At 60.8% G+C, this 22,835-nt stretch carries 23 protein-coding genes; 10 read left to right on the top strand and 13 right to left on the bottom strand.

The features are described 5' to 3' along the window. Positions 1-641: EamA family transporter RarD (rarD, locus tag CBB63_RS07625; protein WP_286698720.1), on the top strand; the 641-nt coding region annotated here is incomplete at its 5' end. 56 nt (positions 642-697) lie between these two features. On the opposite strand, the gene CBB63_RS07620 is transcribed toward rarD, so the two are convergent. Continuing rightward, positions 698-1,108: a nuclear transport factor 2 family protein gene (locus CBB63_RS07620; RefSeq protein ID WP_037942746.1), complete on the bottom strand. Its 411-nt coding sequence runs from the start codon at positions 1,106-1,108 to the stop codon at positions 698-700. Between the two features lie 59 nt (positions 1,109-1,167). Between CBB63_RS07620 and CBB63_RS07615 the strand changes: the two genes are divergently transcribed. Next, positions 1,168-1,815, top strand: a complete 648-nt coding sequence (locus CBB63_RS07615; protein WP_005850315.1) for an RluA family pseudouridine synthase — start codon at positions 1,168-1,170, stop codon at positions 1,813-1,815. A 75-nt stretch (positions 1,816-1,890) separates the two neighbouring features. On the opposite strand, the gene CBB63_RS07610 is transcribed toward CBB63_RS07615, so the two are convergent. Continuing rightward, positions 1,891-3,330 carry an aldehyde dehydrogenase family protein gene (locus CBB63_RS07610; RefSeq protein ID WP_005850313.1) on the bottom strand — a complete coding sequence of 480 codons (1,440 nt, stop codon included), beginning with the start codon at positions 3,328-3,330 and terminating at the stop codon, positions 1,891-1,893. A gap of 165 nt (positions 3,331-3,495) precedes the next feature. On the opposite strand from CBB63_RS07610, the gene CBB63_RS07605 reads away from it, so the two are divergent. After that, positions 3,496-4,149 (top strand): peroxiredoxin, encoded by a 654-nt coding sequence (locus CBB63_RS07605; RefSeq protein ID WP_037942750.1) that lies wholly within the window; start codon positions 3,496-3,498, stop codon positions 4,147-4,149. A 10-nt stretch (positions 4,150-4,159) separates the two neighbouring features. Here the strand turns inward: CBB63_RS07605 and CBB63_RS07600 are convergent, their stop codons facing one another. The 11 genes from CBB63_RS07600 to CBB63_RS07550 form a co-directional block, all read right to left on the bottom strand. Beyond that, on the bottom strand, positions 4,160-4,876 hold the full coding sequence (locus CBB63_RS07600) for a glycosyltransferase family 25 protein (RefSeq protein WP_286698719.1): 717 nt from the start codon (positions 4,874-4,876) through the stop codon (positions 4,160-4,162). A gap of 43 nt (positions 4,877-4,919) precedes the next feature. Further along, the gene (locus CBB63_RS07595; protein WP_286698718.1) at positions 4,920-5,720 is read right to left on the bottom strand and encodes an ABC transporter substrate-binding protein; all 801 of its coding nucleotides are present in this window, start codon (positions 5,718-5,720) and stop codon (positions 4,920-4,922) included. Continuing rightward, on the bottom strand, positions 5,717-6,433 hold the full coding sequence (locus CBB63_RS07590; protein WP_286698717.1) for an ABC transporter ATP-binding protein: 717 nt from the start codon (positions 6,431-6,433) through the stop codon (positions 5,717-5,719). The genes CBB63_RS07595 and CBB63_RS07590 overlap by 4 nt, the downstream gene beginning before the upstream one ends. Next, the gene (locus CBB63_RS07585; RefSeq protein ID WP_286698716.1) at positions 6,427-7,131 is read right to left on the bottom strand and encodes an ABC transporter permease; all 705 of its coding nucleotides are present in this window, start codon (positions 7,129-7,131) and stop codon (positions 6,427-6,429) included. Before CBB63_RS07585 ends, CBB63_RS07590 begins: the two co-directional genes overlap by 7 nt. Before the next feature lie 229 nt (positions 7,132-7,360). Continuing rightward, positions 7,361-8,563, bottom strand: a complete 1,203-nt coding sequence (locus tag CBB63_RS07580) for a formate dehydrogenase subunit gamma (protein WP_286698715.1) — start codon at positions 8,561-8,563, stop codon at positions 7,361-7,363. Between the two features lie 86 nt (positions 8,564-8,649). Beyond that, entirely contained in the window at positions 8,650-9,243 is a 594-nt protein-coding gene (gene fdh3B, locus CBB63_RS07575) for a formate dehydrogenase FDH3 subunit beta (RefSeq protein WP_005850298.1), read from the bottom strand. 13 nt (positions 9,244-9,256) lie between these two features. Then, the gene (locus tag CBB63_RS07570; protein WP_286698714.1) at positions 9,257-12,235 is read right to left on the bottom strand and encodes a formate dehydrogenase subunit alpha; all 2,979 of its coding nucleotides are present in this window, start codon (positions 12,233-12,235) and stop codon (positions 9,257-9,259) included. A 101-nt stretch (positions 12,236-12,336) separates the two neighbouring features. Further along, entirely contained in the window at positions 12,337-12,525 is a 189-nt protein-coding gene (locus CBB63_RS07565) for a twin-arginine translocation signal domain-containing protein (RefSeq protein ID WP_286698713.1), read from the bottom strand. Positions 12,526-12,581: 56 nt separating this feature from the next. Then, positions 12,582-13,190 carry a TorD/DmsD family molecular chaperone gene (locus CBB63_RS07560; protein ID WP_009825482.1) on the bottom strand — a complete coding sequence of 203 codons (609 nt, stop codon included), beginning with the start codon at positions 13,188-13,190 and terminating at the stop codon, positions 12,582-12,584. Next, on the bottom strand, positions 13,187-13,804 hold the full coding sequence (locus CBB63_RS07555; protein ID WP_286698712.1) for a DUF3306 domain-containing protein: 618 nt from the start codon (positions 13,802-13,804) through the stop codon (positions 13,187-13,189). Before CBB63_RS07555 ends, CBB63_RS07560 begins: the two co-directional genes overlap by 4 nt. Further along, complete coding sequence (locus CBB63_RS07550; protein WP_005850288.1) at positions 13,801-14,337, bottom strand: DUF3305 domain-containing protein; 537 nt, start codon at positions 14,335-14,337, stop codon at positions 13,801-13,803. Before CBB63_RS07550 ends, CBB63_RS07555 begins: the two co-directional genes overlap by 4 nt. A gap of 365 nt (positions 14,338-14,702) precedes the next feature. On the opposite strand from CBB63_RS07550, the gene CBB63_RS07545 reads away from it, so the two are divergent. From CBB63_RS07545 to CBB63_RS07515, 7 genes are all read left to right on the top strand, one after another. Next, positions 14,703-16,655, top strand: a complete 1,953-nt coding sequence (locus tag CBB63_RS07545; RefSeq protein WP_286698711.1) for a 4Fe-4S binding protein — start codon at positions 14,703-14,705, stop codon at positions 16,653-16,655. Between the two features lie 37 nt (positions 16,656-16,692). Next, the gene (locus CBB63_RS07540) at positions 16,693-16,893 is read left to right on the top strand and encodes a DUF6494 family protein (protein ID WP_009825478.1); all 201 of its coding nucleotides are present in this window, start codon (positions 16,693-16,695) and stop codon (positions 16,891-16,893) included. After that, entirely contained in the window at positions 16,890-17,957 is a 1,068-nt protein-coding gene (locus CBB63_RS07535) for an Mrp/NBP35 family ATP-binding protein (RefSeq protein WP_286698710.1), read from the top strand. The genes CBB63_RS07540 and CBB63_RS07535 overlap by 4 nt, the downstream gene beginning before the upstream one ends. After that, positions 17,954-18,655, top strand: a complete 702-nt coding sequence (locus CBB63_RS07530) for a biotin/lipoate--protein ligase family protein (RefSeq protein ID WP_286698709.1) — start codon at positions 17,954-17,956, stop codon at positions 18,653-18,655. The genes CBB63_RS07535 and CBB63_RS07530 overlap by 4 nt, the downstream gene beginning before the upstream one ends. Continuing rightward, positions 18,652-19,170 (top strand): DUF6505 family protein, encoded by a 519-nt coding sequence (locus CBB63_RS07525; RefSeq protein WP_286698708.1) that lies wholly within the window; start codon positions 18,652-18,654, stop codon positions 19,168-19,170. The genes CBB63_RS07530 and CBB63_RS07525 overlap by 4 nt, the downstream gene beginning before the upstream one ends. 368 nt (positions 19,171-19,538) lie before the next feature. Next, entirely contained in the window at positions 19,539-20,051 is a 513-nt protein-coding gene (locus CBB63_RS07520; protein ID WP_005850277.1) for a hypothetical protein, read from the top strand. A 47-nt stretch (positions 20,052-20,098) separates the two neighbouring features. Continuing rightward, the gene (locus CBB63_RS07515) at positions 20,099-22,744 is read left to right on the top strand and encodes an NEW3 domain-containing protein (protein ID WP_286698707.1); all 2,646 of its coding nucleotides are present in this window, start codon (positions 20,099-20,101) and stop codon (positions 22,742-22,744) included. Positions 22,745-22,835: the final 91 nt, after the last annotated feature.

The following is a 22,835-nucleotide window of genomic DNA, read 5'->3' as shown; positions in this document are numbered from 1 at the left end:
CGGTCAACTGGGGTATCTACATCTGGGCGGTGAACTCGGGTCATGCGCTGGACGCGGCCTTGGGGTATTACATCAACCCGTTGTTCAGCATCCTGCTGGGGGCGCTGCTGCTTGGGGAGCGTCTGTCGAGGCTTCAGCTTGCGGCAATCGGGCTGGCGGCCGTCGCTGTCGCGATCCTGACGCTTGATTCCGGTCGCTTTCCTTGGGTCGCGCTGAGCCTGACGCTCACCTTCGGGCTGTATGCGCTGGCGAAAAAGCGGCTGCCGATCGGGCCAAACCAGGGTTTCCTGCTTGAGGTCTTGATCTTGCTCGCCCCCGCGCTGGCCTATCTGGTTTACCTGATCATGACGGGGCAAAACCACTTTGGTCAGGGCGTGCCGTTTAATACGTGGATGCTGGTGGGCTGCGGCGTGGTCACGGCGGTGCCGCTGATCTTTTACGCCAACGGAGCCAAGCGGCTGCGGCTGTCGACCATCGGCATCTTGCAGTATATCGCGCCGACGATGATCTTCCTTTGCGCGGTGCTGGTCTTTGACGAACCCTTTGGGCGGGCGCGCATGATTGCCTTTCCGCTGATCTGGGGTGCGCTGGTGATCTATTCGATCTCGCTGTTCCGGCAGATGCGGCACAAACCGGCGTGACAAGGGGGGAGGAGGGGCGCAGACATGTCGCGCCCCTCGATCCTTATATCATTCGCTCAGGACAGCGCGTCCTTGAAGGCGAGGAAGCTGGGGTCTTTCATCACCCGTGCATTCATCGCCTCGCGTAGGGCTCCGATGGATTTATAGGGGCGCATCACCACCTCGAATTTGGCGATCAGACCGTCGTCACCCAAGGTGATCAGATCGACGCCAACGGCATCCAGATCCCCGATCTTGCACTGGAACTCCAGCGCCCAATCTGTGCCTTCCCCCATGATCCGGCGGTACTTGAAATCGCTAAAGACATTGCCGACATGCCCCAGGACCGCTGCCACAGGGGCGCGGCCGGTCCAGGTCTTGTAATATGTCGGCGGCATGAAGGTGACGTCTTCCGCCAGCAGCGGGGCGATCTTTTCCGAATCCCCCTTGGCGACAACATCAATCATCTTGGTAATAGTAGGATGCATTCCGGGTCCTTTGGTACAGATTGGCTTGAAAACCTACCCTAACTCTGAGACGGACACTTATGGAAACAGAATATAATCCGCCCCAAGATCCGCTGGTTGTCCTGCATGAAGACGCCGAAGTGTTGCTGGTCGACAAGCCCGCGGGCTTGCTGTCGGTGCCGGGCAAGGGGCCGCATCTGGCCGATTGTCTCATCGCGCGGGTGCAGGACGCATTTCCGGACGCGCTGCTGGTGCATCGTCTGGATCGGGACACCTCGGGCGTGATGATCTTTGCGCTGACGCCCCATGCGCAGCGCCATCTGGGATTGCAGTTTGAAAAGCGGATGACGCGCAAGACCTATGTCGCGCGGGTCTGGGGGGTACCGCAGGAAAAGACCGGCACCATCGATCTGCCGCTGATCGTGGATTGGCCGAACCGCCCGCGCCAGATGGTCTGCCATGAAACGGGTAAACCCGCACAAACAGACTGGCGTGTGCTGAAAGACGAAGGCGACACCGCGCGGGTGCGCCTTAGCCCCAAGACAGGGCGCAGCCATCAGCTGCGGGTGCATATGTTGAGCCTCGGCCATCCGATTCTGGGCGATCCGTTTTACGCCACGGGGCCCGCGTTGGCGTATCCGCGCCTGATGCTCCATTCAGAGGAGCTGCGGTTCAACCATCCTCAGGGCGGGCATTCGACCAAGATCCGCGCCAAGGCACCGTTCTAAAGGCCATAGGGCGCAGACGAGAAAGGCCACCCCGCAGGGTGGCCTTGGTGTTTGTGGGGGGTGCCGAAGGACAGCTTATTCAGCGGCCCAACCCGAGACGGCCTTGATCTCGGTAAAGTCCTCGATCCCGTACATGCCACCCTCGCGCCCGTTGCCCGACTGCTTCATGCCGCCAAAGGGCGACCCTGCGGCGCGGCTTTGGCCGTTCATCTCGACCATGCCCGACCGCAGCTGACGCGCCAGACGGTTGCGACGCTCGCCATCTTGCGACTGGACATAGTTGGTCAGGCCGTAAACCGTGTCATTGGCGATCTGGACCGCTTGCTCTTCGCTGTCGAACTTCATGATCGACAGAACCGGCCCAAAGATTTCCTCGCGCGCGATGGTCATGTCGGGGGTCACGTCTGCAAAGACAGTGGGTTTGACAAAGAACCCGCGGTTCAAGCCGTCGGGACGTCCGGTGCCGCCCGCAACCAAACGCGCACCTTCGTCGATACCCTTCTGGATCAGGTCCTGAATCTTGTTGAACTGCGATTCATTGACCACGGGGCCAATGTGACGCCCATCTTCGGAGGCAGGACCAACGGTAACCTGCGACGCCACAGCGCCTGCTTCTTCGACGGCTTTGTCATAGACATCCGACTGCACCAGCATACGGCTGGGGGCGTTACACGACTGGCCGGTGTTGTTCATCATGTGCAGCACGCCGCGTTTGACAGCCTTGTCATCCGCATCGTTGAAGATGATGTTCGCGCCTTTGCCACCCAGTTCAAGGTGGACCTTTTTCAGCGTATCCGCCGCCGCTTTCGAGATCAGCGTGCCCGCGCGGGTGGAGCCGGTGAAGCTGATCATGTCGATGTCTTTATGCGACGACATCTGGCTGCCGACACCGACGCCATCGCCGTTCACAAGGTTGAACACCCCTTTGGGGAAGCCTGCCTCGTCAATCAACTCGGCAAAGATCATCGCGTCCAGCGGGCTTTCCTCGGAAGGTTTCAGCACCATCGTGCAGCCCGATACAATCGCCGCGCCGACCTTGAGCGTGATCTGGTTCATCGGCCAGTTCCACGGCGTGATCAGACCGGCAACGCCCACGGCTTCGCGGATGATCCGGTCATTCGGGGCGTGATCGCCAAGCGGCTGTTCGAATTTGAACTCTTTCGCGGCCTTGATGAAGTTGCTCAGGTGATAAGAGCCGGCACCAACCTGCGACGTGCGGGCCAGATCCATCGGCGCACCCATGGCCGTGCTCATCGCTTTGGCCAGATCCTCGGCGCGGGCCTGATAGACCTCTAGCAGCTTTTCCAGCAGGGCGATGCGTTCCGCCGGAGGCGTCGCCATCCAGCCGGGCAGGGCGGCCTTGGCAGCGGCAACCGCGGCATCGGTATCCGCCTGATCCCCAAGCGAGATGACCGCGCAGGGCTCCTCTGTGGTGGGGTCGATCACGTGATAGTCATTCGGCTTGGCGGGGGATACCCATTCACCGTTGATGTAAAACTCGCGCTTCTCCAGCATGGGAAAACTCCTTTTGTCATGCGGTGCCGGGGACGTTTCCCCCAGCCTGTTGCGCGTACCATGTCACCACATCTGGGGACCCGCAAGTGAGGGGGTGAAACCGGCAGCGCAACGTCCTACATAAGTAGAGAACGACAAACCGAAACCATGAAGCCGGAGAATATTATGTCCTTGCGCATCAACGATACCATCCCCGATCTGACTGTCGAAACCGATCAGGGCACGATCAGCCTGCACGACTGGGTGGGCGACAGCTGGGCGATCCTTTTTTCGCACCCAAAGGATTTCACGCCGGTCTGCACCACCGAATTCGGGGCAGTCGCACAGCTTGCCGACGAATGGGAAAAGCGCGGCACCAAGGTGATGGGCATTTCCGTGGACGGTGTTGAAGAGCACAAGAAATGGAAAGGCGATATCGAGACCTTCGCCGGTGCCAAAGCGGGCTTTCCGATCATCGCGGATAACGACCTGACCGTTGCCAAAGCCTTCGACATGCTGCCCGCCGACGCCTATATGCCCGATGGCCGCACCCCCAACGACAGCGCCACAGTCCGCGCCGTGTTCATCATCGGGCCGGACAAGCAGCTGAAGCTGTCGATGACCTACCCGATGACCGTGGGCCGCAACTTTGCCGAGGTCTTGCGCGCGCTGGACGGGCTGCAAACCTCGACCGGAAAGGGCGTGGCGACACCGGCGAACTGGAATGTCGGCGACGACGTAATCATCCCCGCAACCCTGTCGGACGATGACGCCAAGGCGAAGTTCGGCGACTTCAACAAGATCCTGCCCTACCTGCGCACGACCAAAGCGCCCAGCTAAGCGCGGGATCTCAGGCTTTCTGAGGTCGCAANTTAACCTGCGTGCGATACCACGCCCGCTTNAATTCCCGCATCAGCTTGCCGCTGGTGCGGGTTTTTTGCTGGATGGTTGACCCGCCGATCTGATTGGCGATTTCGCTTAGCCCATTGGGAAGCAGGGCGTGGAGCTTTTGCCCCGTCACCCAATGCATCTGCAGCCATGTATCGACAGGGCGGTCAATCTGGGTCGATCCGTCAAGCAAACGCTGCGCGGCNTCNCGCCCCACCACCTGACAGCAACACTGCAAGCCGATCCGCTTGGGCAGGATCAACGCCATATCGCCGTCNCGCGCCACGACATCTGCGGGCAGCTCTCGCATCTTGGGCGGCAGGCGCAGGTACATATCGGGCGTCATATTCTGGTGGATAAGCTGCAACGCGCGGTCCAGCTCTGGCCGCGACACGGCGAGGTCATCCTCGACAATCATCGCGTAATCCCAGCCCTGATCGACGATCATCTGCCAGCATTTGCGATGGCTTTGAAAGACGCCGATCTCGGCCGGTGTCAGGGCGAAGGGATAGGACGGGCTGTGCAGGTTGCCAGAGTGGGTGCGCACATCTGCGACCTGCGTAGGGTCGCGGCCATTCACCGCTTCGACGACCTGCGCATCGGGCAGATCCTGCAGCAACNGCGCGACATTGGCGTGCCGCGCGGTGCTGGTGGACATATGGATGATCAATGATTTCATACGGNTTGATACCGCGCNTGGNGANGTTCTCAAACCGTTTAAATCACTGCTCGGCGTTAAAGGTGAACAGCTTTTCGCCGTTGATCGTATAGCTGTCGATCAGGTCTTTGGCGCGGTCGCCGACCAGCCAGTCTTCCAACTGGGCCGCGGCNTCTTTGTTTACATGCGCNTGNTTNTCGGGGTTCACCGGAATATAGGCATATTGGTTGAACAGCACCGGATCGCCCGCAAAGAGGATTGCCAGATCGGCCTTGTTGTCAAAGTTCAGCCAGCTTGCNCGGTCGGACATGATATAGGCCCCCATCCCTGCAGCGGTGTTGAGGCTCGCGCCCATGCCCGCGCCNACAGCTTTGTACCATTCACCGAATGTCGCGGGGTCCAGATCAGCACCGGCCCAAAGCGAGAGTTCTTTCTTGTGGGTGCCGCTNTCGTCGCCACGGCTCACGAAAGGNGCCTCGGCNGCTTCGATCTTGNCCAGCGCGTCCTTCGCAGCCTCTGCGTCTTTGATCGCGGCGGGGTCGTCATTTGGGCCGATCAGGACGAAATCATTATACATGATCTCGCGGCGGTGGGTGCCATAGCCGTCGGCGACAAAGGCCTCTTCGGCTTTCTTGGAGTGNACCAGAATGGCATCGACGTCGCCTGCTTCGCCCAAGCGCAAGGCTTGACCGGTGCCGACGATCAGCAGTTGCACGTCAAGGTCGAGATCTTCTTTGATGGCGGGCAGCAGAACGTCGGACAGACCAGAGTTGTTGAAGGACGTGGTGACAGCCATTTTCATGGTGTCCGCCTGCGCAGCCGTGGTGCCAAGTGCGAGAACAAGAGCGGTAATCAAGGATTTCATATCAAAATATCTCCATTCAGGAACGATTTGAATTCCGGGGTCTGCGGGGCGTCAAACGCNTCGGGCGCCGGGCCAGCCTCGTGAATNCGACCTTTAAACAGAAACAATATTTCAGTTGCAAGGCGCCGCGCCTGACCCAGATCATGGGTCGCCATCACGATGCGNGTCCCTGACTGATGGGCAGANTGTAGCAGCGACTCTATATCCTTGACGGAGCGGCCATCNAGATTGGCGCAGGGCTCATCCAGCAGNAGCATNTCGGGGGTGCGGATCAAGGCGCGGGCNAGGGCGAGCTTTTGTTTCTCGCCACCGGACAACCCCGTCGCGGGGCGNTCCAGTGCGGGCGTCAGGCCGATGCGAGCCGCCCAAGCCTCTACCGCTTTGTTCACCTGCGCCTTGGGCTGGCCAAGTATCGCCAGCGGATAGCCCAGATTGGCGCGCACCGACCGGCGCAGCATCACGGGGCTTTGGAAGACATAGGCCTGTCGCATCCGCGCAAGGTCATCGGGCACGGCCCATGTGACCGCGCCCGTCGACAGCCGTTCAAGCCCGTGCAGCGCCTTGAGGAATGTCGTCTTGCCCGCGCCATTGGGGCCNAGCAGGATCGTGAAGCCGGTTTTGCCAAGGGTCAGGTCCACGGGGCCCAGCAATCGCTTGCCGCGGCGGGTGACGCTGACATCGCGCATATGGGCGGGCAGCAGGGGGGTCACCATCTGCCCTCTCTTTCTGTGCGCGACAGGGCGTGGATGATCAGGTTCACACTCAGCGCCAGCGCGATCAGCACAAAGCCCAGNCCAAGCGCCAGTGCGAAATCACCCTTGCCGGTTTCCAGCGCGATGGCGGTGGTCANCACGCGGGTGGCGTGGTCGATGTTGCCGCCCACNATCATGATCGCGCCGACCTCGCCGATGGCNCGGCCAAAGCCTGCCAGCGCCGCNGTCAACAAGGCCCGNCGNCCGTCCGAGATCAGCGTCAGGATGCGCCGCGTCGGGGTGGTGTTCAGCGANATCAGCAGATCGTGGTATTCGGCCCAAAGATCACGCATCGCCTGATGGGTGATAGAGGCGATGAGCGGCGTGATAATGATCACCTGCGCAATGATCATCGCCGTNGGCGTGAACAGCAGCCCCAGCACCCCGAAGGGACCGGCGCGCGACAGCAGCAGATAGACGATCAACCCCACCACGACGGGCGGTAATCCCATGAGTGAGTTCAGCACCGCAATCGCGGTACGGCGGAAGCGGAAACGGCGGATGGCGAGCCATGTGCCGAAGGGCAGCGCGATGGCCGAGGCAATGACCAGCGCCGTNAGGCTGACCTGCAACGACCTGAGCGTAATCTCGATCAGGTCGGGATCGCCGGTNACAACCAGCCAGAACGCAGAAGAAAGGCCCGCCCAGATATCATTCATCGGGCGGGCCGTCGGAGTTTGCTATGCATAGGATGCGGTCTTAGTCGCCCAGCCGGACATTGCGATCAGACGAGGTCTGCTCGGCCGCGGAGAACCCTGCGTTGTCCAACGCAAAGTTCATGCCCGCAGCAAGNATGACCAAGGCGACGATGGCAGTGATAAAAGCTTTCATTCCGTACCTCGTTGATGCGCATTGGCACGCTGGGTGGGGGGCGTTGGGTGCATCATATCACTCTGCCGGCTGCGTGCCAGAGGCAGGTTTACCCTGCTTCGCGACAACTTCNTCGGCCCAGATGCTGTGGTGCTCGCGNGCCCATTCAAGATCGACNTCGCCCGACCCCATCGCCTCGAACGCGCCTTCCATGCCGAGTGTCCCGATATAGATATGCGCGATGATCACCGCCATCAGAACAAAGCTGATAACGGCGTGCCACAGCTGGGCATATTGCATTTCCTCTTGNGGGGTCAGCGTGGCGTCTATTGTGCCAAGNCCCAACAGTTGCGGTACGCCCATGTCATTCAANAGCGCCAGCGTAGGTTCGAACATCGTCAGTTCGAACGGGAAGAGCAGCGAAATACCCGAGACAGAGATCGAGGTGCCCAGAATGATGACGGCCCAGAAGATCAGCTTCTGACCGGCGTTGAACTTCTTGGCGGGGGGGTGACCCTTGCCGAAGATCCCGCCGCCCTTGAGGATCCAGTTGATGTCTGTGCGATCCGGTAGATTGTGGACGATCCACATGACGAACACCATCACCAGCCCCAGCATAAAGGCCCATGACACGTTGTTGTGGATCCACTTGCTCGCGATGGCGAAGGTCGAAAACGCCTCGTGCCCGAACAGCGGGATCAGNAGTTTNCGCCCCGCAAGCGATAGCAGACCGGTGATGGCCAGCAGGATGAACGAGCTTGCGATCAGCCAGTGGCCGAAGCGTTCGATGAATTTGAACCGTTCGATGGTGATACCCGCGCGCCCGTGTTCGATACGGATACGTCCGCGGATCAGATAGAAAATCGCCATCAGCACGACGGTGACACCCAACAGCAGGCTGCCATANGTCAGCAGCGGGCCGTGACGGAAGTTCAGCCACCACATGCCACCGTCCTGCATCAGAACCTTGGCCGCAGGTCCGCGGTTGCTGGCGCGCGCGTCGGGCAGGGCGTCCGCCCGGATCTCGCGCCACAGGTCCGCGTCGGATGCGCNACCAAGCGGTCCNAGGTGAGATTCNGCCGNGGGNGGGTTGCCCTCAAGCGGNAAGGGAAGCTCGGCCCCAAAGGGCACGTCCTCGCCGCGTTGGCGGGCCATGATGTCTTCAAGCGACTGTTGGCCCGGTTGCANGACCGAGGCATCGCCCGAGGTNTCCTGCGCGGCGGANAGACCGGCAAAGGACACAAGAAATATGAGAGGCAGCAGAACGCGCAGCAATGTCATCGGGACCTCCGACAGGATAAAGATAGTTGGCCCGCCAGCAGCAGGTGCCAGCGGGCCAAGGAAAGCATGAATATGCGAAAGGGGGNTTAGCCGCCCTTTTGCTCGTATGCCGTGCCCCAGCCCCACGCGCCCGAGCCAAAGCCGCGCGCGACAACGCGTTCGCGGTAGATGCCCGAGACGACATCGCCGTCACCGGCCAGCAGCGCTTTGGTCGAACACATCTCGGCGCAGATCGGCAGCTTGCCTTCGGCGATCCGGTTGCGGCCGTACTTCTGGAATTCCGCTTCGGAGTGGTTTTCCTCGGGGCCACCGGCGCAGAAGGTACATTTGTCCATCTTGCCACGCGACCCGAAGTTGCCCGCCTGTGGATACTGCGGCGCGCCGAAGGGGCAGGCGTAGAAGCAGTAACCGCAGCCGATGCACAGGTCTTTTGAGTGCAGAACGATGCCGTCGTCGGTCTGGTAGAAGCAGTCTACAGGGCAGACCGCCATACAGGGCGCATCGGAACAATGCATACACGCAACCGAGATCGACCGCTCGCCGGGTTGGCCGTCCTGAATGGTGACGACCTTACGGCGGTTGATGCCCCACGGTACTTCGTGTTCGTTCTTACAGGCCGTGACGCAGGCGTTGCATTCGATGCAGCGTTCGGCGTCGCAGAGAAACTTTGCTCTTGCCATCTTNATAGTCTCCTTACGCTGTCCAGATTTTGCAGAGAGTCGCTTTGGTCTCTTGCATCTGAGTTACTGAGTCATAGCCATATGTTTGCGCGGTGTTGGTGGATTCACCCAGGACGTATGGGTCGGCCCCCTCTGGGTATCTGTCCCGCAAATCAACGCCTTCCATGTGGCCGCCAAAGTGGAATGGCATGAACGCCACGCCGCTTTCGACACGTTCCGTGACCATNGCCATCACCTTGACCTTGCCGCCTTCNGGGCCTTCGACCCAGACATCGGCNCCGTCACGCACNCCCAGATTGTTNGCGTCNCGCGGGTTGATCTCGATGAACATGTCCTGCTGAAGCTCGGCCAACCAGGGGTTGGATCGGGTTTCGTCGCCGCCACCTTCGTATTCNACGAGTCGACCNGAGGTCAGCACGATCGGATAGTCCTTGGAGAAGTCATTCTCCTGGATGGACTTNTACATGGTGGGCAGGCGCCAGAACTTCTTGTCGTCATAGGTCGGGTAGTCGGCGACCAGATCACGACGGTTGGTGTACAGCGGTTCGCGGTGGATTGGCACCGGATCGGGGAAGGTCCAGACCACGGCACGGGCCTTGGCGTTGCCGAAGGGGGCACAGCCATGCTTGATCGCGACACGCTGGATGCCGCCCGACAGGTCGGTCTTCCAGTTCACGCCACCGGTGTCGGCGATATAGTCCGACGGGGTCTCGCCGGTCTGGGATGTTTCACCGACTTCCTCGTCCGGCTTTGCGTTCGCNGGTTGGCCTTCGGGATANCCTGCAACATAGTTGATCACGGCCATCTCTTCGTCGGTNAGATCCTTGTCCCAGCCCAGTTCACGCAGCATGGACATGGTGAACTCGGGGTAGCCGTCCTTGATCTCGGAACCAGCGCTGTAGACGCCTTCGGCCAGCAGGTTGTCACCGTCACGTTCAACACCGAAACGGGCGCGGAAGGTCAGACCGCCTTCAGCAACGGGCAGCGACATATCGTACAGGTTCGCTGTGCCGGGGTGGTTCATCTCGGGGGTGCCCCATGCGGGCCAAGGCATACCATAGAAGTCCCCGTCGGCTGGTCCGCCTTTGGCGCGCAGCGTGGTGCGGTCAAAGGTGTGCTGGTTGGCCATGTGCATCTTCATGCGCTCGGGGCTTTGTGCGGTGTAACCGATGGTCCACATGCCGCGGTTGAACTCGCGGGTCAGGTCCTCGATGTTGGGTTCGTCCCCGTCCAGCGCGATGTTCTTGAACAGACGGTCGCTGAAACCGAACTTGTCCGCGAAGAGCTTGATGATCGTGTGGTCGGGCTTGGATTCGAACAGGGGCTCGACGACCTGATCACGCCACTGCAGCGACCGGTTGGACGCGGTGACAGAGCCGCGGGTTTCGAACTGGGTCGTTGCGGGCAACAGATACAGCCCGTCTTGGCGGTCCTGCATCACGGCGGACACCGTTGGATACGGATCGACAACGACCATCAGGTCGAGTTTCTCCATCGCGGTGACCATTTCCTTTTGACGGGTCTGAGAGTTGGGCGCGTGGCCCCACAGAACCATCGCGCGGGTGTTGTCCGGCTGGTCGATGTTTTCCTTGTCTTCCAGCACGCCGTCAATCCAGCGGCTCACGGGGATACCGGTCAGGTTCATCATCGAGGTGTCGTTGAACGACGCCTTGGAGAAGCGGGATTGCAGCCATTCAAGGTCTTCTTCCCAAACCCGCGCCCAGTGAGCCCATGCCCCTGCGGACAGACCATAGTAGCCCGGCAGCGTATCGGCCAGAACGCCCAGATCTGTGGCACCCTGCACGTTGTCGTGGCCGCGGAAGATGTTTGTGCCGCCGCCTGCGGTGCCCATGTTGCCAAGAGCCAGCTGCAGGATGCAGTACGCGCGGGTGTTGTTGTTGCCGTTGCTGTGCTGCGTGCCGCCCATGCACCAGATCACGGTGCCGGGACGGTTGTTGGCCAGGGTGCGCGCAACGCGTTCAAGCTGCGACGCAGGTGCGCCGGTGACGCGTTCGACTTCTTCGGGTGTCCATTTCGCGACTTCGTCACGGATCTGGTCCATGCCCCAAACGCGGGTGCGGATGAATTCCTTGTCTTCCCACCCGTTCTCGAAGATGTGCCAGAGGATACCCCAGACCAACGCCACGTCCGAACCGGGACGGAAGCGGACATATTCATCCGCGTGGGCCGCCGTACGGGTAAAGCGCGGATCGCACACGATCATCGGCGCGTTGTTCTGCTCTTTCGCTTTCAGCAGGTGCAGCAGCGACACGGGGTGCGCCTCGGCAGGGTTGCCGCCGATGACAAAGATCGCCTGGCTGTTGTGGATGTCGTTGTAGCTGTTGGTCATGGCGCCGTAGCCCCATGTGTTCGCAACGCCCGCAACGGTGGTGGAGTGACAGATACGCGCCTGGTGGTCGACGTTATTGGTGCCCCAATAGGCCGCGAACTTGCGGAACAGATACGCCTGTTCGTTGTTATGCTTGGCCGAGCCGAGCCAGTAGACGGAATCGGGACCGCTTTCTTCGCGGATCACGTTCATCTTGTCGCCGATCTCGTTGATCGCCTGTTCCCAGCTGATCCGGACCCACTGGCCACCCTCTTTTTTCATCGGGTATTTCAAGCGGCGTTCACCGTGGGCGTGTTCGCGTACCGACGCCCCTTTGGCGCAATGCGAGCCAAGGTTGAACGGGCTGTCCCAGCCGGGTTCCTGACCCGTCCAGACGCCGTTCGACACTTCGGCGATGACGGTGCAGCCAACCGAACAGTGGGTGCAGACAGATTTGATCGTCTCTACCGCGCCGCTGACGGCGGTGGCAGCTGACGCTTGTGTGACAGAGCCCGCGGTCGATGCGATCGCCGCAAGGCCGCCGATGGCCAGACCGGATCCACGCAGGAATGCGCGACGGTCAACGGATTTTTCCGCGATGTCGGATAGCATGCCCGCCCGCTGGGGCCGCCGTGCCATCCCGTTGGTCTTTTTCCGAAGCATAATAGTCTCCCTTGATGCCCGCGTGCTCTGACCGTGTGGGTCGGACCGGGGCTGAGTTTCCCTCCCGCGGTGGTTAGGCACGCGGGGTGATGATCACTGAATTAGAAGCGTGTGCTTTCCAGATAGGCGCGGGTGTGCGCGGTATCTTGCATCTTGTCCGATTGCAGATCGACTGGCTGCGCCTCGGCGGCGGTGCCGCTGCTGGCCACGGCAACGGCGGCTGCCGGTGTGGCTGTCCCTGCCAGTTTCAGGAAATTGCGGCGGTTGGTGCCTTTGGTATCCTGGGTCATGGGTTGTACCCCTTTCCTTGGTTATGCGGGGGGAAGCCCCGCCTGATGTGGTGCGGTTATCCCGCCGTCATACGAAATGCTTCGCGTTCAATGTCCATGAAGGCGCTGCCGACTGCGGCAACCCCGGCATATAGGACGGAGTTCTTGGCCCCTTGCAGGTCGGTAAAGAAGTGACCCGCCCAAGGCGCGATGTGTTTGTTGAAAAACGCCCGCTGCGTGGCGTCGCTGGCAGGAGCCCCAAAGCGCCCGACGATCATACCGCCCATCATCTCCATCAGGGATGCGATGTTGTCTTCGGGCTCAAAGACATTCTCGGCGCGGCTGATGCGCTGTGCGGCCATGTCGCTGCGCAGGGCGGCGAGGGGCTTTTCGTTCAGAAAACCGGTCAGGTAGTAGCTGGCATAGGGCAGCAGCTCGCCCCGACCAAGACCAATGAACAGCGCGTTGAATTCGGTTTGCACTTTCTTGGGGGTCATGGCCTTGGCCACGCGCGCAAGCCCGTTGATCGCCTCGCCCAACGGGCTGTCATCGCCGGACAGGCCGGCGGTCTGGTCCAGCAACATCTGATCCGCAGGGCGGGCCAGCATCACGCCAAGGTAATTGTACAGATCGGCGCGCAGGCGATCTTCGGCAGAGACTTGGGTGGCTTGGGCGGCAGCGGTCATGCGCTTTGCTCCTCAAAACGAAAGGCCATGCGGCGCGGGGGCAGGGCTGCGGGTTCTTCCATCGCTGTTTCGGCGACGGGGGGCTCTGCGGGGGTATCGGCTTGGGCCACGGCGACGGCGGGTGCGTCGACCTCTGCCGGAACGATGGACGGGGTCGGCTCTGTTTCAACAGGTGTTTCTGCCGCATCGGTGGCGGTGTCGAGCGCGGCCGCAGCCTTGCGCGCGACATCTTCGATATGACGGCGCAGCCCTTTGCCAACCTCATAGCTTGTAGTGAAATTCGTCACGGCAGAGGCTTGGGTATAGTCGTCAGCGTAGTCGACCAGATCATCCAGACAGGCCAGCGCCGGATCGGACACCCACAGTTTGCGCAGCGCACGGCGGCGCAGGTGCTCGGGGATGGCACGCGCCATAAAGGCCGAGAAATCATCGCCCGCTTTCAGCGTATCAGGGTCGGGCAGATCGAACTCTGCCAGCAGTTCGGCGTCGGATTTTTCCGCCAGCGCGGCCTGATGCTGCGCTTCTGCCTGCTCTGCGGCGGCTTGCTGCGCGGCGGCTTCCTCTGCCTTGACGGCAGCGCGGCGGCGATCCCAGAAGGATGTGTGACGGGTCATTGCGAGGACCCCGAACGCGACGTGCGCGGTGCGCGGTAGACATCGGTCGTCTGCGAGATGCGCGCGTCCCCGATCCCGTCTTGCTTCGGCTCTTGATATTTGTCGCGCCGACGCTTCACAAAGGCTTCTTCTTCGTGGTGCGTGTCGACATAGGCGCTGATCCAGGCATGGACCTGCGGGGTCATCATGACCTTTTCGACGATATCTTCGCCATTGTCGCTGTAATCCTGCGCCTCATAGGGAGAGGCTGTGACCATCACCACCTCAAGCGGGCGGGCAGGGTCGCGGGTTTCGCGGCAGATGACATAAAGACAGGGCACATTCGCGGCGAGCCCGTGCACATAGGCTTCGGTATCGGAGCGGTACAGCGTTAGCGGCACAGTGGTCACGTGATAGTCGGACACCTCGCCTTCGGTACGCAGCAGCTTCCAGTCGGCGGGGTCGGCACCGGGCAGGACACAAACCGCACGCCAAACGACCTTCGCCCATTTCGTCACGCCGGGTGACTTGCGAAGGACTACCCCGACGGGCATCGTTTGCGCTGATTTAAGCGGTGCGTTCAATTTGGTTTCCGATGATGTTTCAGGCGTTTCCGGCCTCATATTGACGTAATCATAACGCGTATCAAAGAGGATTCTAGGGTTGAATCACACAGTTTTGTGATTGCTGCAATGCGGCATTTCCCATGCGTCAGCATTTGCCATATTTGACTGGGGTTTCGGTCTTTCCGACTGTTTTTGTTGGGTAATTCGTGCCGTAGGTGCGAACGGCCCTTTTGCGGGACGCAGGGGCAATTAGGGGTTTGCGGCGGGTCGCGAACACCACTAGCTTGGCGTGCGAGCGCTGACAGCGCCTTGCCGCTTGACCCATCCCATCCGGTGCTGTCCCCGAGGAGATTATGGAAAAGACTTTTCTGCTGTGCGACTGTCTGGGCAGTCAGGATATTGACGCGCCTGCCTTGTCAAAGGCGACGGGTCTGCCGTGCTCCAAGGTCTATAGCTGTCTGTGCACCGACCAGATCGGCACCGCGGCAGAGGCGATGGCCGCGGGCAACACCGTGATCGCGTGCCAGCAGGAACGCCCCCGTTTCGAAGAGCTGGCCGCCGAGATCAACGCAGAGGTGCCCCAGTTCGTCGATATTCGCGATCGCGCCGGCTGGCACGACGATCAGGGCGACGCGACGCCCAAGATGGCCGCCCTGATGGCGGAGCAGCAGCTTGCCGCACCGGCACCACGGGTGATGGACGTCGTGTCTGAGGGCACGTGTCTGATCATGGCCCCGCCCGCTCTCGCGCTTGAGGTGGCAGAGATGGTGGCCGATACGCTTGCGGTGACGGTGCTGTGGCAGGGCGATTATGACGGGGCGGTTGATCCGCGTTTTGACGTGGTCAAAGGCGACCTGCGCAAGGCATCGGGCGCATTGGGCGATTTCAGCCTGACCTTTGACCAGTTGCAGATGTTGATCCCCGGTGGGCGCGGCGCGCCTTCGTTCACCGCGCCGCGGGACGGGGCCAAGTCGCAATGCGATATCATTCTGGATTTGACGGGGAATACATCGCTGTTTCCCGCGCCGCACAAACGTGACGGCTATCTGCGGGCCGATCCGGGCAGCAAGCCCGCCGTGGCAGAAGCCGTGCGCGAGGCCATGCAGATGGTCGGCACCTTTGAAAAGCCGCTTTACGTGCGGCTGAGTGAAAGTCTTTGCGCCCATTCGCGGGCCGGGCAGCCCGCCTGTTCCAACTGTCTGGACCTCTGCCCGACGGGGGCGATCACCTCGGCCGGGGAACATGTGGCGATTGACCCGATGATCTGCGCGGGTTGCGGTAGCTGTTCTGCGGTTTGCCCCTCGGGGGCGATCACCTATGACGCGCCGCCCGTAGATACCCTGTTCCGCCGGTTGTCGACGCTGGCATCGACCTATCGCAAGGCAGGCGGCATCGCGCCGCGCTTGCTGGTGCATGACGACGACCACGGGGCCGAAATGATCCGCCTTTACGCGCGTTTTGGCGCGGGCTTGCCGGTTGATGTCATCCCGCTGGCCGTGGATGCGCTGGCGGGGTTTGGCCATGCAGAAATGCTCGCCGCACTTGGCTGCGGCTTTGTGCATGTGGATGTATTGCTGTCGCCGCGTACAGAGCGTGAGGTGATCGAGGTGCAGGCCGAGATTGCCCGCGCGATCAGCGGCAGCGATACGATCCGTCTCATTGACGTAGCCGACCCCGATGCGCTGGAAACCGCACTGGTCACCGAAACCGCGCAGCCCGCGCATGACACGCTGCTGCCCCTTGGCACCCGCCGTCAGGTCGCACGGCTTGCAGGCAAGACCCTTCAGCCCGAGGCCAAGGTGATCGATCTGCCCGACGCCGCCCCCTATGGCGCGGTGCTGGTGGATACCGATGCCTGCACGCTCTGCCTGTCCTGTGTGTCGCTGTGCCCGTCCGGGGCGCTTGGCGATAACCCCGATCTGCCCCAGCTGCGCTTTCAGGAAGACGCCTGCCTGCAATGCGGGCTATGTGCGAACGTTTGCCCCGAGGATGCGATTACACTAAAGCCGCAGTTGAACCTGACCGCGCAGGCTTTCACCCAAGTGGTGCTGCACGAGGAAGAGCCCTTTGCCTGTATCGAGTGCGGGTCGCTTTTCGGCGTGAAATCCACGGTTGAGAAGATCACCGAAAAGCTGGCAGGAAAACACGCGATGTTCGCCTCCTCTGAGGCGGCGAAGATGATCCAGATGTGCGACAACTGCCGGATCAACGCGCAGTACCACGCGCAGAACAATCCGTTGGCTGGCAAAGAACGCCCGCGTGTGCGCACATCCGAAGACTATTTCAGCAAGCGCAAAGATCACTAAGTGCTGTGCCGATCCACCCAAAGAACAGGAGAAAATCATGAGCGATGATTTCAACATGTCGATGCGCAAGTTCCTCAAGCAGGTCGGTGTGACCTCGCAGCAGGCGATCGAAGAAGCGATGCGCGAAAACGGCGACACCGGCGGCAAGACATTCGAAGCCAAGGTGGTGCTGACCATCGACGGGCTGGACCTTGAACATGTCGTGACTGGCAAGATCCAAGGGCAGTCCGAAGCGTGAGCGTCACCCGTGATGCCGTACTGGCCTGCCTGAAAACCCTGAACGATCCCGTCTCCGGTAAGGATATTGTAGAGCTTGGGCTTGTGAAGGCACTGACCGTCGACGACGGCGCGGTGCGCTTTGTGCTTGAGGTCAACCCGAGCCACGCCGACGCCTACGCCAAGCTGCGCGACGAGGCCGACGCNGCTGTNAAGGCGCTTGAGGGCGTTGCCTCTGTCTCGGCCGTGCTGACGGCCCATTCCAAGCAGGCACCGCCGCCCGACCTGAANNTGGGGCGCAAGTCCGAACCCGCGGGGCCCGAGAAGATCCCCGGCGTGGACCGGATCATCGCTATTGCGTCAGGCAAGGGCGGGGTGGGTAAATCTACCGTTGCCGCGAACCTTGCCTGTGCGCTGGCCGCCGAAGGGCGTCGCGTGGGCATGCTGGATGCCGATGTCTANGGCCCCTCGCAGCCGCGGATGCTGGGCGTTTCCGGGCGGCCTGCGTCCCCCGATGGCAAGACGATCCTGCCCATGCGCAACTTTGGCGTGACGATGATGTCGATCGGGTTGATGACCAATGACGATCAGGCGGTCGTCTGGCGCGGCCCGATGCTGATGGGCGCGTTGCAGCAGATGATGATGCAGGTNCAATGGGGCGCGCTGGATGTGTTGATNGTTGATCTGCCCCCCGGCACCGGCGATGTGCAGATGACGCTGGCGCAAAAGGCCCATGTGGACGGCGCGATCATCGTCAGCACACCGCAGGANGTGGCGCTGCTGGATGCCCGTAAGGGGATCGACATGTTCAACCAGCTGAAGACCCCGATCCTCGGGATGATCGAGAACATGAGCACGCATATCTGCTCTAACTGCGGGCACGAGGAACATGTCTTTGGGCATGGGGGCGTCGCCGCCGAGGCTGAAAAGCTGGGCGTGCCTTTGTTGGCCGAGATTCCGTTGCATCTGGATATCCGTGTCGCGGCTGACGGGGGCGCGCCGATTGTGGTGTCGAAACCCGACAGCACGCAGGCCGAAGGCTTCCGCAAGGTGGCCAAGGCCCTGATCGCGGGCGGGCACGCATGAGCGACAGCCCCGTCTTCCCCCCTTTGTTNACCGGCGCACAGGCGGAGGACCCNTTCGCTCAGGCCTGCGCAGAGGCGCGGCAGGGGTGTGATGCGGGGCTNGTGCTGTATAATCTNGGGCCAAGCGTATTGCAGGCCGCCATCGTCTTTGCGCCCGAGGTGCCGTTGGCCCNNGCGATGNCGATGCTCCCGCTTTGTGCCGTGGGCTTCCAGAACGCGCTTGGCGCGCTCGCCCCGCCAGAGGTGGGGGTGCATCTCGCGTGGAACGGCGATCTGCGTTTGAACGGTGCGATCTGCGGCCAGATGCGGGCGGCGTCGTCTGATACAGANCCTCATCACGTGCCCGACTGGCTGGTCGTTTCGTTTCACGTGAAGCTATTGCCGCAATCCGACACGCCGGGCGAAACGCCGGATNTCACCACACTTTANGGCGAGGGGTGTGCCGAGGTNAGCCCGGTCGANCTGCTAGAGGCCTGGGCGCGGCATATGCTGGTGGCGCTGAACCGCTGGGATGACGAGGGCGCGGGCCCCTTGCANAAGGAATGGACCGGATTGGCCTGGGCCATGGGCGATCAGATCACCTATGGCGATCTGACGGGCGACTTTACCGGTATCGACGAAAACTTTGGCCTGCTGCTGAAAACCGATACGACCACGCATCTTATCCCTCTGACCGACCTGCTGGAGCCANCCCCATGAGCGATCTTTTCCTCGCCCGCGCCATCCACTTTGATGAAAGCGACCGCAATGTGTTCCACGCGCCCGCGCGCACGGGTGAATGGTGCGTCTCTGGCGGGTTCGAATTCTCGAACTGGTCCGAAGGTGATCTGACCGGCAAGGCGCGGCAGGCCTTCGCGAATGGCTGGATGGGCGTAGAGACGTTTGGCCGCGTCACCTTTGTTGCCGTGACCAAAGCCGAACCCTTCGAGGTTGAAGCGATCACCTTGCANCTGATGAAGCATTTCGTCGAGATCTATGGCGCGCCGTCGCCCGAAGCGGCNCGNCCCGTCGCGGAAGAGGAAGTCGCCCAGATGATGGAGCTTTGCGCCGACCANGCGCCAAACACCTTGCTGACCGTCGCACGCGAGCTTTCCGACAGNGGTGTGCGCGAAAGCTATCGNTTCATTGAACCGCAGGATGCGGGAATTGACCAGTTTGCGGTACACGGATCGTTAGACGATGACGATCATGGCGGGCACGGCCATTCTCACTGACAGNTAACTATACGAAACGCCCTGTCCGGCTATCCGGTCGGGGTTTTCCCTGATCNNGGCCCGGATCGGGCCAAACATTCCCCAAAATAAATAGAATCAANGCCCTTTTNCATGAGGGTGACTCGNCTGCTTTGCGCGGCGAGATGCGGGTTTNCGTCTGCAATCACCGCGCGAATTGCGTGTTTCGCCATCGAATTGATAGCGCCGCATATACGGACGGNTAGGGGGCTGCCCAGCAGATCAAAAACCTAGCCCTAAGCGAGAATGCACCCCGAGACATTTCCCCTGATGATGAGTTCAGGACAGCCCAAACACTGGGCCGGTTCATCAAAACCGCCGGCGGTGGTCGGCAACTAGGGGAAAAAATTATGACTTTCAAAACTCAACAAATCGCCCGTGCACTGCTTGCTGGTGTCGCGATTTCTGTCGCCGGCGTGCCGGCTTTTGCTGACGCACTTTCCAGCACATTTTCTTTCCGCATCGTCGAAACCAATGACGGTGGCGAAGAGCAGTTGATCGAGCGGGGCACCGTCCGCCCTGGCGAGGTCATCCAATACCAACTGCAGCACGAGAACACGACTGCAGACGCACTTGCGGGGATCGTTATTGCGGCGCCCGTACCCGAAGGGGTCACCCTGACGCTTGGCGCACAGAGCACATCGATCAAGGCCGTGTTCGAAGTCCAGGCTGATCTCGACCCTGAAAACGATGGCCTTGAATGGTCCACACTTCCCGCCACCCGCATGGTCGCCGGTGCAGATGGCACACTTCAACCAGAACCACTTCCTGAGGATCAGATTGCTGCCGTCCGTTGGACGCTCAGCGAACCTTTGGAGTCAGGCGAAATCGCACTCAACAGCTATCGGGTGCGCGTCAACTGATCGGGGGGAACCTGATCCAATTTACCTAATCTAGATAAATCTAAGGAATGACTAACGTGAAACATCAATCTTTCTTCATGCGCTCTGCAAGCGCGATGGCNGTNACNGCCGCATTTGGCGCAGCNGCTTTGGCCGCCGCACCAGAAGCCGGGTCCGTGATCGGCAACCAAGCGGTTGCGACCTATACGAACCAAGCCGGCGATACCATCACGGTCACGTCGAACACGGTTGAAACGATCGTTCAGCAGGTTGCTGGCGTGACATTGACNTCGGACAACAACGAAACCATCGCACCCGGTGGTAAAGCCTTCCTGCCGCACATTGTTACCAACGAAGGGAACGGCGCAGACTTCTTCGCACTGACCGCAGTAGAGACAGACACAGGCACGCTCGATACCTCTGCCATCGTCTTCTATCCGGATGCGAACATGGATGGTGTCGCGGATAGCGCCACACCGCTGACCGAAACGCCAACATTGGCACCGGGCGAGCAGTTCGGCGTCGTCATCGAAGTCTCTGTCCCCTCGAANGCAACAGGGTCGGACAGCATCACAGTGACCGCAAGGTCTGATCTTGACGGCACANNGACAGCCGTCAACACCGATACGCTAACCATCTCGAACGACGCGATTGTCGANCTGGTCAAGTCCATGGTCGCNGATGCAGCGTCCGGNGGTAACCCCAACATCGTCGATGCCGGCGATACCGTGAGCATCGAGCTGACATATTCCAGCACCGGTCTGGCTGCTGCGAACAACTATACCGTCGATGACATTCTGGACGGTCGCTTGGCCTATGTGCCCGGTTCGGCACGGTGGTCTGACGCCGCGGGTATTCTGGATGACGCCAACGGGTCTTCTTCGGTNGATGCGACCAATGGNTCGGGCGAGACAATCGCCTTTGATACCAACGGCCAGAGCGTCAACTTCAACATCTCGAGCGTCGGTTCCGGCCGCTCCGGTAGTGTGACGTTCCAAGCTGTGATCCTCGACACTGCTGATGCGGGTATCATTGAAAACGTCGCCACACAGGCAATCGATAACGTTGCCTTCCCACCCTCGAACACAGCTTCGATCATTGTGGATGACCAATTCGCGGTCTCCATCGCTGATACAGCCATCGACGGTGCTGGTGCAGCCGATCCAACGACNGCTTCGGCAACAGATGATGACGCGGCAAACAACGATGTCGTGACCGAAACTGGCGACGCGGCCCAGGGTGGCACAGTGAAGCATGAATTCGTGCTGACCAACCGGTCGAACCAGACCGACAGCCTGACGCTTGATGTCAGCAACGTCGACTACCCCGATGGCACAACCTTCCGGTTTGTGGGTGCAGACGGTGTGACACCGATCATCGGTTCCGTCGGTCCGCTTGCTGCGGGTGACAGCGCCAAGGTCACCTTGATCGCAACACTGCCAACAGATGTGNCCCCAACGGCTGCTGCCAACTTCAACGCCACCGTATCCACCACCTCCGATGCCTCGGGTGTTTCCGATACATCGACAGCGACCTTCACCGGTGCGATCCTTGCCTCTGCCGTTGATCTTGAGAACGCAGTCGCAGGCTCCGAAGGCGATGGCCTTGACCCCACCAACNGCGGCGCGCCTTGGGTGAACTATGCCACCGANCCCGGTGCACCGGTCACCTACGACATGGTCGTTGAAAACAACGGTCCGGTATCCGACAGCTACAACCTCTCGCTGGCACAAGCGCTGCCCGCCGGTTGGACCGTCGAATTCCGCTCCGCTGACGGGTCCGCGATCAGCAACACNGGGACCATCCCTGCTGGTGCAAGCGATACCTTCACCGTTGTGGTAACCCCGCCGGCAGATCAGGCACCGGGTGACACATTGGTCGACATCGCGCTGGTGTCCTCTGTCTCGGGCCAAGGCGACCGGATCGTCAACGAAGTGACCGTGAACGAGATCTACAACGTAGAGATCATCGATGACCAGAACGCCCAGGCCTCGCCCGGTGGTATCGTCGACATGGTGCACACCATCACCAACACCGGTAACGTTGCGATCACCGAAGGTGCGATCAACGACACAGGGTTGAACAACTTCTCGGGCGCTTTGTTCTGGGATGCCAACGGCAACGGTGTGATCGACCCTTCCGAGCTGGTGATCGACAACTTTGATGATCTGACGGACGGTGTATCGGCTGGTGTGAACGGGCTTGCCCCCGGTGAAAGCATCTCGGTCATCTACCGTGTGCAAACACCATCGACAGCGACAAGCGGTGTGACCGAAATCGGTACCATCAGCCTTGATCCCTCGCTGAACGGTGGCACAGCGACCGACGCGGATACTGCTGACAACGCAGTAGAAGACCGGATCGTGATCATCTCTGGCGACGTCACGCTGAGCAAGTACCAGTACATCGACGCCAACTGCGACGGCACCGTCGGGACCTTTACCAAGACCCGTCAGGACGTCTCTCCCGGTCAGTGCATCCGCTACAAAGTGGAAGCTGAAAACACCGGCTCCTCTCCCGCTGCAAGCGTCATCATTTCTGATGCCGCCCCTGCCTACACATCGGTAACCAACTGTGGTGGCACATGCAGCGAAACGCTCTTCCCGGCAGGTAGCACCGCCACAGTCACTCCGAGCAATATCTCGAGCGACCACGGCACGGTCCTTCCGGGTGGGTTCGCCACGCTAGAATTCACCGTTCAGGTGGATCAGTAAACGAACCCCAGGTTTCCCCGGAGCACCCTTCCCCCCCTCGCTCCGGGGGAACCACACTTCCTCTCCTCTTAGAAAAGATAGAACAGGGATT

The sequence above is a fragment of the Sulfitobacter sp. TMED3 genome, assembly GCF_002167505.1.
In the GTDB taxonomy this organism is placed as follows: domain Bacteria; phylum Pseudomonadota; class Alphaproteobacteria; order Rhodobacterales; family Rhodobacteraceae; genus Sulfitobacter; species Sulfitobacter pontiacus.
This window is presented reverse-complemented; position numbering and strand designations above follow the sequence as displayed.

Excerpts from the sequence above, each read along its gene's own strand:
- CBB63_RS07520 (WP_005850277.1), top strand. The coding sequence starts at position 19,539 with ATGACTTTCAAAACTCAACAAATCGCCCGTGCACTGCTTGCTGGTGTC.
- CBB63_RS07615 (WP_005850315.1), top strand. The coding sequence starts at position 1,168 with ATGGAAACAGAATATAATCCGCCCCAAGATCCGCTGGTTGTCCTGCAT.
- CBB63_RS07605 (WP_037942750.1), top strand. The coding sequence starts at position 3,496 with ATGTCCTTGCGCATCAACGATACCATCCCCGATCTGACTGTCGAAACC.
- CBB63_RS07540 (WP_009825478.1), top strand. The coding sequence starts at position 16,693 with ATGAGCGATGATTTCAACATGTCGATGCGCAAGTTCCTCAAGCAGGTC.
- CBB63_RS07550 (WP_005850288.1), bottom strand. The coding sequence starts at position 14,337 with ATGCCCGTCGGGGTAGTCCTTCGCAAGTCACCCGGCGTGACGAAATGG.
- CBB63_RS07620 (WP_037942746.1), bottom strand. The coding sequence starts at position 1,108 with ATGCATCCTACTATTACCAAGATGATTGATGTTGTCGCCAAGGGGGAT.
- CBB63_RS07565 (WP_286698713.1), bottom strand. The coding sequence starts at position 12,525 with ATGACCCAGGATACCAAAGGCACCAACCGCCGCAATTTCCTGAAACTG.
- CBB63_RS07610 (WP_005850313.1), bottom strand. The coding sequence starts at position 3,330 with ATGCTGGAGAAGCGCGAGTTTTACATCAACGGTGAATGGGTATCCCCC.
- fdh3B (WP_005850298.1), bottom strand. The coding sequence starts at position 9,243 with ATGGCAAGAGCAAAGTTTCTCTGCGACGCCGAACGCTGCATCGAATGC.
- CBB63_RS07555 (WP_286698712.1), bottom strand. The coding sequence starts at position 13,804 with ATGACCCGTCACACATCCTTCTGGGATCGCCGCCGCGCTGCCGTCAAG.
- CBB63_RS07560 (WP_009825482.1), bottom strand. The coding sequence starts at position 13,190 with ATGACCGCTGCCGCCCAAGCCACCCAAGTCTCTGCCGAAGATCGCCTG.
- CBB63_RS07545 (WP_286698711.1), top strand. The coding sequence starts at position 14,703 with ATGGAAAAGACTTTTCTGCTGTGCGACTGTCTGGGCAGTCAGGATATT.